General features: G+C 36.1%; 4 protein-coding genes. All 4 read left to right on the forward strand.

All coding sequences use genetic code 11. The features are described 5' to 3' along the window. The first annotated feature begins 128 nt into the window (after positions 1-128). The gene (locus CSEC_RS01355) at positions 129-3,209 is read left to right on the forward strand and encodes a BTB/POZ domain-containing protein (RefSeq protein WP_041016599.1); all 3,081 of its coding nucleotides are present in this window, start codon (positions 129-131) and stop codon (positions 3,207-3,209) included. Positions 3,210-3,395: 186 nt separating this feature from the next. Further along, positions 3,396-6,650 carry a BTB/POZ domain-containing protein gene (locus CSEC_RS01360; protein ID WP_041016600.1) on the forward strand — a complete coding sequence of 1,085 codons (3,255 nt, stop codon included), beginning with the start codon at positions 3,396-3,398 and terminating at the stop codon, positions 6,648-6,650. Between the two features lie 180 nt (positions 6,651-6,830). Further along, positions 6,831-10,106 (forward strand): BTB/POZ domain-containing protein, encoded by a 3,276-nt coding sequence (locus CSEC_RS01365; protein WP_041016601.1) that lies wholly within the window; start codon positions 6,831-6,833, stop codon positions 10,104-10,106. A 193-nt stretch (positions 10,107-10,299) separates the two neighbouring features. Then, positions 10,300-13,782, forward strand: coding sequence for a BTB/POZ domain-containing protein (locus CSEC_RS01370; RefSeq protein ID WP_041016602.1), 3,483 nt, complete (start codon positions 10,300-10,302; stop codon positions 13,780-13,782). The last annotated feature ends 120 nt before the right edge of the window (positions 13,783-13,902 follow it).

Here is a 13,902-nt window from a genome sequence, read left to right on the forward strand (position 1 = left end):
GTTTTTTAAATTTAAAGATTTTTTAAGTTAATTAATCATTTCTTAACAATTATTAGTAATAATTCTTCTCTTAAAAAAAGCTGCGTGGTTTTAACCTGCAATAAAAAATTATCATTAATAGGATTATCATGAATTTTTACAATTTGGCTCTTGGCATTGCCAATGGGAACAGAGAGACCTTAGAATATTGTTGTCGCATTGATTACATTTCCGGAATGCGAGTCTACCTTTCATCAACTGAGTTTAGATCTAGAACTAGCATGATGATTCCTGATGCCAAAAAAGGAAACTGGTTTAGCTTCACCTCCCCTTATTTAAAAAACGGTAAACAAATTCAAATAAATGATATCCACGCCACAGGAAAATTTTTTGAAGATCTAAGCAGGTGCCAAACAATTGCTGATTTAATTTTAGCCACGAGCGGCGAAATAAATAACGTAGAAACTTTTAAAATCAGCTTAGAAATCATTAGGCTAAGAGCTTCAACAATACCTTTCGAAAATCCATTTAAGCATAATTTAAACCAAGCAACGACAAGGGTGATAAATCTATGCAAGGAGTTTTTTACATTAAAAAATGGAGGGATTTCGTCAAGATCTCCTTTCTTTCCACTAGATGGGGATGGCATGGTAATGCCCTCAACCCCTTCCGCTCACTTTACCGATAAGGATCTCCTGGATTGGGCCTCAAGTCTATCTCCCGAACAAAAAGAAAAAGTGTTGTTTTTCGATTTTAATAACTACCCAATGCTCACAGAAGAGATTCCCCTTAAAATAAAGCTAATTTTCCCAAATCTTTCATTGGTTTGCTTTGGCGCTTTACCTGATTCGATGTGCGATGTGACTTTAATGGGAGATTTAAAATTAGAAGAAGTTGAAGGAGACTACATCGAAAAAGAGGGAAAAGGTAAGGAGAAAGAAGTTTGGAGCGAGGAAAAAGGGGAGTTTTATTTTCCTGACGTCCATAAAAGGAAGTCTTCTTATCTCTTAAAAAACCCATGCGTGAAAAAGCAAAAGCTTGATGACGGGGATTCAGAAAAAACTAAAAAAGAAGTTGATTCCGAAAAAAAACCGGACGTAAATCAACTCTCTAGACCGGCCGGAATAAAAGCTAATAGAAGAATCCTAGCTTCCTCCTCTGAATTTTTTAATCAACTATTTTATGGGGGTTTTAACGAAGAAAACCAAAAAGAGATTGTATTAAAAGATGTGGATCCTCGCATCTTAGAGCTTACTCTGGACGCGTTTTTTTTAAGGACAGACCTTGAAGGCAGAGAGCTTGAAACTCTCTTTGAAATCTACAAAACTGCCTTTTACCTCGGTTTACATTCTGCAAGAGCCCTAGCTGAAGCTCAAATCATAAGGCAGCTAGAAGATCCTTTAGATCGGGAATGTTTTGCTGAAAATGAAAGTGAAAAAGAGAAAGAAGCTGAAGGGAATTCGGGCGTTGAAAGAGCAACCGCTGTTGAAGAAATTATCCAGAAATTAGGTCAATATTATTTGGATTTGGGCAATGTCTTTTCGATGGAACCCAAAAACTTATTGAAAAGAGCCATCATAAAGTTTTTAAGAAATAATCTTTTTTTCATCCATTCGGCTTCCTACAAAGAATTATTTATAAGATTTCTTGAAGCCAATTTGCCTCTTGCTGAAATGGTAAAGAACCTAAGAGTATCTGTTTCCGATTGTGAGAATGATCTTGATATTCTTTATGACTCTTTATGGCAGGCTTCACTTGAACTTCAAGGACAATCATTTAAAAAAATCCTTTCCTTGTGCCGAAAACACTGGGAGAAAGGAGCTTTTGATAACTCATTAGAGCGGCATTTAAAATGTGTTGAAGTTTGCATTAATATGAATTCTCCAATACAGATTAAAAGGATACTTTTTGCAAGTTTGCTCAAAGCTGCGCAAGTAGGGGACGGTTTAAAAAATAGACCTAGACCCTTGATTGGTAGAAAAGGTAAAGGCGGAAAAGAAATAAGCGATAAATTTTTAGCGGCTGCTACCTGCTTGATGAAGTCCATAAAAGGTGATTTTGAGGATCCTAAGATAAATACCAATATAAAGAAACTCTTTAGCGATAGGCTCATGGTTTTATCTAATATGGCCGTTGACCCTGAAGAAATACAAATTCGAGCTCAGCTTGCCTTTATTGCCTCCAAGGTCAATCCAGAGAACAAACAGGCTCATTTTACGTATTTGTCCTTAAAAAATCCGAAGTGGGACATTGAAAAAGAGGTAGATTATGGGGAGTCAATGGTTCAGCCAGAGAATGCCCTCACCCTCTTAAGATTAGTAAGTCCGCCTGAAGTTTCTGAGATTGATACATTGGATAATTATGCGACTTGGGGAGCGAGTATCAAGGACCCCAATGTTCTTTTTTTATGTTCCGTTTTGCACTATTATGAAGAAGTTCAAAATTGGGATAAAATTTTTGAAACCTCTTATTTAGCTCTTAAATATAACCCGGAGTGTGAACTTGCCCTCTCTCTTTATGGAGCTTCTCTTATTCAGTACGCAAAAGTAAAGCCGGATCAAAAAGAAGACCTTTTGAGTCAAGCTAAACAAAATTTAGATCTATCTCTAATGCATAATCCGAAAAACACAATTGCTCTTACCTATCTTGCAAACTGGCACCTTGCCAAAGAGGAGTTCCAACAAGCGAAAGACATTTTTAAAACTATAAAGCATCAAACCTTAACGACGGATAACTTTGATCTAATAAAGCAGTTGCTTCTTGGAAATCATGAGGAAGCGGAGGCAGGTTTAAAAATATTGCGTCGAACCCTTAAGAACAAAAATAATCAAATTATGGACCATAATTGGTTTAATTTGATGGCAATTCTCGCCATTAAAATAAAAGATATAAACCTTTTGCTAAAGTTTAAAACTTTTTTTGAGGACTGTATCGACGCAAAAATCTACGTGCCGGCTACGCTTTTCCTATTAAATTGGATTTATGAACAGAAGTCTTTGATTGGGCCTGTTGAAGAGGAGAAGAAAAAGAAGCTCATTGAAGCCGGGAATAATGTAAAAGATCAGGCAAATATTTCAAAATTTTATCGGACCACACTTCTACCCACAAGGCACCCTGCTGATTGCTCTTTGGGAAATGAGGGGAGTATTTTGCAGATTTTAGAGCTTGATGAGCCGAGTCCTCTCCCGGATTTCGATTTAGAAGAATTCTTATTTTCCCTAGGACAATGAGATTATGACAATCTCTCCGGGATAAACATTCTAATATAAATAAACTAAATAAAGACTTGTTAAGTTGATTAACAGGTCTTTTTTTTTATTAACTAACAATTGTTATTTCAAATAAACTTTACAATTAATTTCTTATTGTTTACTATAACTAATTATTTTAATAAAAATAAAATTAGGAATGTTTTTATGACTTTCTTTACGCTGGCTCAAAGAATTTCCAATGGGGATACGGCTCCCTTAGAATCTTATCTTAAATCCGGCTATGATTCGGGCATTCGGGCCTACCTTCACACCACGCTTTCCAATCGCAATATTTCCATGGTTGTTCCCGATACTGCCCCTGGGAAAAAAGAATGGTTCCGTCTTGAGTATCCTGCCTTAATTCCGGGCACTAATCCCACAACCAATCTATTAAGCGCTTTTAAAATGCAACTACACGACAGAGCCTTTGTCGCAAAATTTATTGAAAATTTAAGTGAATGCCAAACCATAGCCGATTTGATTTTAGCAACGAATGGTGACCTAAAGAATGTCGCCATTTTTAAAGCAAGCCTTCAAATTATAAGCGATAGAATCTCAATACTGGATCTTGAAAACCAAAGTCCTGTCACTCACGAGAGCAAACTTGAGATAAAAAAAAGGACCAGCCACGTTATTCAAATCACAACGAAAGTGATTAATCTATGCAATGAGTTTTTTGCTTTAAAAAGGGGGGTTCCTTTATCAATAGCTCCCTTTTTGTCATTAGAAACAAGCGGCCTTGGAATGCCTGTGGCTCCTTGTTCTCATTTTACAGATGAAACTCTCCTGAATTGGGCGTTAAGTCTTTCTTCCGAGCAAAAAGAAAAAGTGGTGTTCTTCGATTTCAATCAGTACCCCGAGCTTACAGGTGAGATCCCTTTTAAACTAAAACAAATTTTTCCAAACCTTTCTTTCAGCTGTTTTGGAACCCTTCCGGATTCGATGTGTGATGTGACTCTATTTGGAGACTCAGCGCCGGAAAATTTAGAAGGAGAAGAGATTCAAAGATCTGAAGGAGAAGAGATCGAAAAAGAGGGCAAAGGTAAAGAAAAGGAAGTATGGGACGAAGAAACCGGAAAATATTATTTTCCAGGCGGAAACAAAAGAAAAGGCTCACCCGTTTTAAATCCGGGTAGCCCTAAAAGAGTAAAGCTTTCTCCAATAAATCAGGACTTAGAAATCGGTAAAGATAAAGAAAAAGTTGAATCCGAAGAGAGCTCCAAAGTAAATGACAAGGATAAGCCTGAAGGGATTAAAACCAATAAAAAAATCCTAGCTTCTTCTTCAGAATTTTTTAACCAGTTATTTTATGGCGGGTTTGATGAAGAAAATAAGCAAGAAATTCTGTTAAGGGAGGTAAAGCCGCACATCTTAAAGATGTGTATAGACGCTTTTTATTTACGGACAGACCTAAAAACTGCAAGTTTGGAAGATCTTTTTGAAGTCTATAAAACAGCTTTTTATCTTGGGCTAAAAACGCCTAAGGCTATAGCTGAAGCTCAAATTATTTCTCTTCTTGAAACTTCTTCAGAGCAGCTTTTCCTTGAAAAAGAAATCGGTAAAGAGAAAGAAACGGATGGGATTAGCGAAGAAAAAAGGGCAATGGCTGTAGAAACATCCTTCCAAAAAATGGGTCAATATTACGTAGATGTAAGCCATATTTTTTTGCTGGAACCAACGAGCTTATTAAAGAAAAGAATGGTTCGATTTTTACAAAAAGAGCTTTTATCCTTAAATCCCTCATCGTACAAAAATCTATTTGTGAGATTCCTTGAAGCCAATTTGCCTCTTGTTGAGGTGATAGAAGCGCTCCAGGAAAATGTAGAAGTTCTTAAAACTCAAAACGAGGAATCAAAAGATCTTGATAAGCTTTACGACTCATTATGGCAAGCTTCGCTTGAATGCCGAGGACAATCTTTTAAAGAAATTATTCACCTTTGCCGAAAATATTGGGAATTATCAAGCTCTCTTGATAAATCTTTAAAACAGCATATCAGATGCGCCAATGCCTGTTTAAAAATGAATAGTTCCATTGAAGTTAAAAAAGTTCTTTTGGCAAGTTTGCTTAAAGCGGCTCAAGTAGGCGATGATACATGCGAGCGGGCTCGTAGAGAACCATTAATGTGCAGAGGCACTAAAACTGCAAATGGCTTAAAAAATAAATTTTTTAATGCTTTCTCCAAGCTGATGAAATCGATTAAAGGGGATAGTTTTGAGATTTCCGAAGTAGATGCAAATGAACATGAACTCTTTAGCCTTGAGCTAATGAAATTATCGAGCATGGCAACAGATTCTGATGAATTGAAAATTCGATTTAGGTCAGCTTCTATTGCGGCTAAGGTTTCACTTAATAATCACAACGCTTATAAAGCTGCGCAGATATTTGCAAATCCAAGGTGGGAAAGAACCAAAAAAGACCATTATAATTATAGACCAATTGCCGAACCGATGAATGCCATCCGCCATTTAAAATTTCTTTGTCCTGAAGTGGCCAACTCAGATAACCTCGAAGATTTTCTAAGTTTGGGTTTGACAAGCAATAATCCTGTAGTTCTTTCCTTATGTTCAGTATTGCATTATTATGCCTATCATCAGGACTGGAATAGAATCTTTGAGACGGCAGGTTTAGCGATTCAATATGATCCAATGAATGAACTTGCTCTCTCGCTTTACGGGGCCTCTCTTATTCATTTAGCTAAGGTGAAACCGGAGGAAAGCGAAGCGCTTTTGAATTTAGCAAAGCAACATCTGGATAAATCTTTGACGATTAATCCAAAAAACACAATTGCTCTTACCTATCTTGCAAACTGGCATCTTGAGCGACAAGAAAAATCAGAAGCGATAGCTATTTTTAAAAAGATAAAAAATGCGGAGCATACAATTGATAACTTTCATTTGATCAAACACATGCTTCTTGGGTCGCCTGAAGAAAGGGAAGAGGGGGGTAAAATATTACTTCGCACATTGAAGAACCAAAGTCAAAAACTTATGGATATCAACTGGTTTCATTTGTTCGCCCTTTATGCCATTCAAAAGAATGACGCAAAACTATTGGATACAGTTAAAACTTTTTTTGAAGACTGTTTTTTGGAGGGTGCTTATAATAAAGAGACTCTCCACATGATAGCTAGGATTTGTAAAGTAGCCGGACCAATCGAAAAAGAGAAGAAAGAGAAGATCAAGGACAAAATTGGAAGCACTATATCTGCCTCAAAAGCATTAAAAGGTACTAAAAGGTTAATTCGTCCTTCAAAACACCTCTCTTATTACGTTAATAGCTCCCTATTTCCAATTTTAGATCTTAGCCATACAGGCCAAGGGCCTATGGATCTTTCTCAATTCGATCTTGAGGAATACTTAAAATCCATAGATGACGATGATAAGGTTGTTGATAGGGAAGACCAAGACTCAAAGGAATAAGTTATTTCCTGATTTGTTAACTTTAAAAAACTTGTTAATATTAATATTAACAAGTTTTTTATTGTTTAAATTAATTGGTTTTTTAAATGTTTTAGTGATTACTGATAATACAATAGAATATTAATTTTTTTTATATTATGATTTCTGTTATTTTTTTAATAATTTAATAGGAATCATACTATGAATTTTTATAGTTTAGCAGAGCGAATTGCCAATGGAGATGTAAGTCCGCTTGAATCTTATCTTAGACATGGATATGACCAAGGCACCCCTGTACAACTACTAACTCCTCAACCTTATAATTTATCCTATATTTATCCCAATTCAGAAGACAAAGAATGGTATCGACTAGCCTATTCTCGAATAGTGCCTTTTAATGTAAATCCCACAGCACAAATTTTATGTAAATTTAGATTGCAAATACAAGATAGCTCGATTGTAGCACAGTTTATTGAAAGCCTAGGTAAATGCCAAACACTTGCGGATTTGATCTTGGCAACCCAAGGCGAAGCAAGGAATGTCGCTGCTTTTAAGACAAGCCTTAATGTGATTAGAGATCGAATCTCAATCATGAACCTTGAAAAGCATGGTTCTATCAAACCGGAAAGTATCTTAGAGATTGAAAAAAGAACTAATAACCTTTTGGAAGTGACTTCTAAGGTAATTTGCCTATGCAAGGAATTTCGCGCCCTAAATAAAGCGGGAAGCTTATCAGCTCCTTTTACGATTTTCGAAAGGAAAGGAATTGCCTTGCCCTTCACACACTGCACCCAATTTACTGATGAAAATCTTATTGATTGGGCGTCAAATCTTTCTTCCAAACAAAAAGAAAAAGTAGTTTTCTTCGATTTCAATAACTACCCTGAGCTAACACCTGAAGTCCCTTTTAAATTAAAACAAATCTTTCCAAATCTTTCCTTTTTCTGTTTTGGATCTCTCCCTGACTCTATGTGCGATGTAACTCTAATTGGAGATACTGAATTAAACGAAAGTGCTGCTGAAGAGGAATTTGAAGTCAGGTCTCCCCCAAAAAAAATTCAAGAAAAAGGGAAAGAAAAGGAAGTTCGGGATGAGAAAACAGGGTGTTATTATTTTCCTTCCGGAAACAAAAGGAAGCCTTCCTATAGCCCTCAAAACTTAAGAAGCTTAAAAAAACAAAAGCTATCCTCTAATAAAGGAGCCTCGAAAGAAACCGAAGTTAAGGAAAAAGAAAAAGTTAATTCAGAAGGATCTTTGGAAGAAGCCGATAGGCCAACCGGAATTAAAGTTAATAAAAAAATCCTAGCTTCCTCTTCAGAATTTTTTAATCAATTATTTTATGGCGGGTTTAACGAAGAAAATAAAACAGAAATTTTATTAAGAGATGTAAGACCGGGCATTTTAAAAAAATGCTTAGATGCCTTTTTTTTAAGGACAGATCTTAAAAATGAAAGTTTAGAAACCCTTTTTGAAGTTTATAAAACGTCTTTTTATCTAGAATTAAAAGCTGTTAAAGCACTAGCTGAAGCTCAAATTATTAGGCTTCTTGAAGTTTCTTTAGAAGAGCTTTTTGTTGAAAGGGGAATTAATGGAGAGAAAGAGGCCGAAGAGGTTAATCCGGATGAGAAAAATGCGCGCGATGCAGAAAACACGATACAAACACTAGGACAGTGTTACTTAGATGTGAGCCATATTTTTCTGCAAGAGCCTAAAAACTTATTAAAGAAAAATATCATTCAGTTTTTACAAAAGAAGTTTTTATCCATTGACGTCGCATCTTATAAGAATCTATTCAGGGTCTTTCTTGAGGCAGGTTTGCCTCTTGTCGAGGTTATTGAAGAGTTGCAGGCGAAAGTCTCAATTCAGAATGACCGTAAAGAGGAAATAAAAGATCTTGATAAACTCTATATGGCTTTATGGCAGTCTTCTTTAGAGCTTAATGGTCAATCTTTTAAAGAGGTCTTAACCTTGTGCCGGAAATACTGGGAAGGCCGTCCGAACCTCGAAGTCTCATTAAGACAGCATATCAGATGTGCGGCATTTTGTTTAAAAAACAATAGTTCCTCGGAAGCTAAAAGGACTCTTTTAGCAAGTTTGCTTAAAGCTGCGCAAGTTGGAGATGATGTGGGTGACAGAGTTTTTAAAATAGCTTTAATGGCAAGAACCAATAAAGGAGCCATAAAATTAAGGGAAAAATTTTTAAACACTCTATATCTCTTGATGAAATCTATAAAAGGTGATTTTGAGATTCCTGAGATTGATACCTTAAATGAAATTATCGTGAGCCATAGGCTTATGGAATTATCCAATATGGTTTTGGATTTTGACGAATTAAAAATTCGCTCAAGGTTGGCAGCTGTTGCAGGGAAAGTTTATCCGGATCATATGTTGGCTGTTCATACTTCTCTATTATATAAAAATATGAAATGGGGGATTGAAAAAAGTAAGCGATTTAATGACCCTAATAGGATTATACAACCAAAAAGTGCCTTCAGCCTTATAAGAACTCTAAGTCCTCGTGAAATACGTAAAAAGGATACATTAAATGATTATTCGGACTGGGCTTTAACCACTCAAAATCCTTTGGCTCTCTCATTATGTTCGGTTTTACTCTACCATGCGAATCATCAAAATTGGGATAAAATCTTTGCTACGTCTTATTTAGCGTTGCAATATGATTTTAGCAACGAGCTTGCCCATTCTCTTCATGGTGCCTCCCTTATTCAGTTAGCTAAAGTTAAGCCGGAGGAAAGAGAAGGGCTATTGACTCAAGCCAAGCAAAACTTAGACAATTCTTTGAAACGAAATCCAAAAAATACTATTGCCCTTACCTACCTTGCAAATTGGCATTTAGCTAAAGAGGAGGTCTCGCAGGCGAAGACAATTTTTAAAACTATAAAAAATGTGATGCTTACGCAAGACAACTTTGATTTAATTAACCATCTGCTTCAGGGATCCAATGAAGAAATGGAGGAAGGGATTAAAATATTAGAGCGCACATTAAGGTGCAGCCATGATAAAATTATGGACCTTAACTGGTTTCATTTGATGGCCTATCCCTCTCTTGCTAAGCAAGATGTTAAATCCTTAAAAAAACTTAAAACTTTTTTTGAGGCGTGCTTGGATTCAGGGATCTATTCACTTGAGACTCTCTCTATTTTAAATAAGATTTATCAAGAAGAAGGCTTGATTGGACCTGTTGACGAGGAGAAAAAAAGCAAGCTTGCCGAGGCAACGCATGATGGGAGCGAGAAATCAAACGCCTTAAAATATCATAGAACGTCAAGCCCTCCAACTATGCACCCGGCGAATTATTTTATCCCTATTAATAATTTTACCCTTCCGGTCTTGGTCCCTTCTCATTCTGATCAGGCGGATTTAGGTCTTCCTCCCTCAGATTTTAATGTAGATGATTTTTTCTTTTTTGGAGAAGACGATGAGATGGTAGGCGGTACGGACCCGCACTACATCGGGTAAACGATTTCTGAGTCACCTATCACAAAGACTTGTTAATTTTAGTTAACAAGTCTTATTTTTAACAATAATAGTTTGATTAAAGTATCAATTTATTTCCATAATGATTTAACAAAAATACAATAGGTATTAATTATTTTTTCATGTATATTAGTTTCTCTTAATAAAAAAATTAATAGTTAATAGGAATCTTTATATGAATTTTTATAGATTGGCAGAGAGAGTCGCAAATGCGGACGCTAGACCCTTAGAATCTTATCTCAAGAACGATTGTTCCGGACGCATTGTAACGCTTCACACCGCAAGAGGAAATCCAAAGTTGTCCATAAGATTGCCCCAAAGTGATTCTGCTAAAGATTGGTTTCGCCTGGAATATTCTTCTAAAGAAGAATCTTCCAATAACTCTTTTATGATTTCTAACCCCTACTCAAAAAGATTGAAAAAAAGCGATGGCTTATTTGTCGCCCAATTTATGGAAGCGTTAAGCAAATGTCAAACTATAGCGGATTTAATTTTAGCGACAGAAGGTGAGCCGGAAAATGTTGCCGCTTTTAAAACAAGCCTTGAAATTATACGACTCCGCTTTTCCCTATTAAATCTTGAGAATTTACATTCTTTTGAAGCAAAAACAAGAAAAAATAAGACTCTTGCGGTAACAAGCCGCATTATTAATCTTTGCGAGGAATTTTTAAAGATAAAAGAAAGACAGTCCTTATCCGGAACACCTTTCTTAGCTTATGAAGCTAATGGATCAGCGCTTCCTGTTAACATTCAAATTTCTTTAACCGATGAAGATCTTCTTAATTGGGCTTCCAATCTTTCTCAAGAACAACGCGAAAAAATTGTATTTTTCGATTTCACAAGGTACCCGGAATTAACGGCAGAGGTCCCTTTTAAATTAAAAGAAGTTTTTCCAAATCTTTCTTTCACATGTTTTGGAATGCTTCCTGAGTCAATGTGCGATGTGATTTTATTTGGTAATTCCGATTTGGAAGCTGAAGAAAAATCAAGAGAAAATGAATTTTCAGAAGAGACTGAGCATTCCTTCAGAGAAAAAGAATGTAAGGGTAAGGAAAAAGAAGTTTTTAACGAAGAAACGGGAACTTATTTTTTTCCAAATACAAATAAAAGAAAGGCTTCTTGCCAAACTCAAAAACCATCAAGTCCTAAAAAGGTAAAAATTTCGATTCAGAATGAAGTTTTGGAGTCTTCTGAAAAAGAGAAAGAAAAAGAGAAGGTCGATTCTGAAGAAAAAGTTGAAGAAGTTGTAAAACCTATTGGAATAAAAGCAAATAAAAAAATCTTAGCTTCTTCTTCAGAATTTTTTAATCAATTATTTTATGGCGGATTTAAAGAGGCAGGGCAGAAAGAAATTGAATTAAGAGAGGTGAGTTCTTTTACCTTAAGTCTTTGTTTAGATGCACTTTTTTTAAGATCGGATCTTAAAAATGCCAGCTTAAACTCTCTTTTTGATGTTTATAAAGCGGCCTTTTATCTTGATTTACCGGCCGTTAAAAAAATTGCAGAAGCTCAGATTGTACGGATTCTTGAGACCGAATCTTCAATAAGTGATCTGCTTCTTGAGGAGACAAATGAAAATAGTGAAAATGAGCGAGATCAAGATCTTAGAAAATCCAGGGAAGCTGAGAGGGCGATTCAAGAAATTGGTCAACATTACTTGAATTTAAGCCATATTTTCTTGAAAGAGGAAAGTTGTTTAAAAGAAGCAATTCCTCGATTTATCGCTAATGAATTATTAGCTGTAAATGCCGCTTTTTATAAAGATATGTTCATTATCCTTTTAGATTCTAAATTGCCCCTTATAGAAATAATGCAATCATTACAGGAAAATGGCCCTATACCTCAAGATCAAAAAGAGGAGTTAAAGCTAGGTAAACTTTATACCGCTTTATGGAAAGCTTCTTTTGATCGAGGAGGCGCATCCTTTAAAGAGATTCTTTCTCTTTGCCGAAAATATTGGAATAGCTCAACAAGTGTTGAAAAATCCCTAAGGCAGCATATTTCAATCGTTGAAGCCTGTCTTAAACTTGACAAAATGGCAGCCAAGGATAGCCTCAAAAAAAGTTTACCTCTTGAGGTTAAGAGCTATCTTCTTGCAAGTTTGCTTAAATCAGCACAAGCTGGGGATAACGAGTACAAAAAAGATGGTTTATCCAAACAAATAATTGGCAGAACGAACAAAAGAGGGAAGGAATTAAGCGATGCATTTCTTAATTTAGTCTACCTTATGTTGAAATCTATTAAAGGGGATTTTGAAACCTCTCAAATCGATACCAATAAAAAAGAGTTGATCAGTCAGCGGCTAATGGAGTTTTCAGATAAGGTGCTTCTTCCTACTGAATGGAAAATTCGATCTAGATTAGCCTCTATTGCAAGTGTTGTGGACTCCGATAATCAAGGAGCTTTTGAGACGTCTCTATTATTAAGTAACCCAAGCTGGGGTGAAGGAGCTTCTCCTCAATCTTCTGAGGAAATAAGGCTTAATTTAAGCAAGCCTTTGGAGGCCGTTCGTCTTTTAAAACTGCTTTGCCCTGAAATTAAGCATAGCAACCTGATTTCAGATATTTTAAAGTTTGCTTCAAAAAGTAAAGATGCTCTTGTACTCTCTTTATGCTCCGTTATTCAATATTATCAGCCCGTTCAGAATTGGAATGATATCATTGAAACGTCCTTTTCCTCTCTCAAAAGCGATCCTGCAAATGAGCTTGGCCTCTCTCTTTACGGCGCCTCTCTTGTAGAACTTGCCAAAGTAAAACCTGAGGAAAGCGCGGAGTTATTAAAGAGAGCAAAAGAAATTTTAAAAGAGTCTCTCAAGCATAATCCAAAAAACTCTATTGCCCTTACCTACCTTGCAAAAACGCATCTTGCTCAAAATGATAAAGAAGAAGCGCTAGCTGTTTTTAAAACTATTAAGAGGGCGACGAGTACTCCAAATAACTTTGATTTAATCTTACAAATGATTCTCTCATCAGAAGAAAATAGGGAAGAAGCCTTAAAAATATTGATTAGGTCCCTCGATAAAGATGGCTCTCAACAAAGCATGGACATAGGATGGTTTCATTTGATGGCAGCTTATGCTGTTCAAAATACTGATATTGATCTCATGAGAATTCTTAAAAACTTTTTTGAAAATTGCCTTCAAGAAAATTTTTACCATAAAGATACCCTTAACTTGTTAGGGTTTATATATGCCAAAGAATCCTTGATAGGCCCTGTAGAAGAAGAAAAAAAAGAAATCCTTAAGCGTGCGATGGAGAGCCAACAGAATGGCACAAGACTGAAGACTCAAAAATCCATGATTCCTCCTAAAGAGGACCCTTTCCGATATGTTCCGGAGCATCGTTTTCAACAAAACCAAGCGACTGCTCAGACTATAGGCATAATGTCATGGAACCAATTGACGGCAGATCTAAGCCAGCCATTCGGCTATCCGACGATTGCGGCGCATCCAAGCCAGCAAATCATGTATCCGACGATGGCGTCGCATCCAAGCCCATTCATCTATCCTGCTCAATCCTATCTGAATCCTTCTCCCTCAATGCTTGATCCAACGTTATGGGGTGGCGAGGAGTTAGATTTTGATATTTCTCAATTTTTATTGGATGAAGATGTGGATATGACAGGTGTCTCAGGTCAAAGTCCGGACCAAGGCAACTAAATTTGTTAAGAAAAGCTGAATCGAACGCTAAGACTTGTTAATTTTAATTTAACAAGTCTTTTTTTATGTAATGTCAGTGTAATGATAATATGTTGTTTTTATTTATAATAATAAATTAAA

This window comes from Criblamydia sequanensis CRIB-18 (assembly GCF_000750955.1).
Lineage (GTDB): Bacteria > Chlamydiota > Chlamydiia > Chlamydiales > Criblamydiaceae > Criblamydia > Criblamydia sequanensis.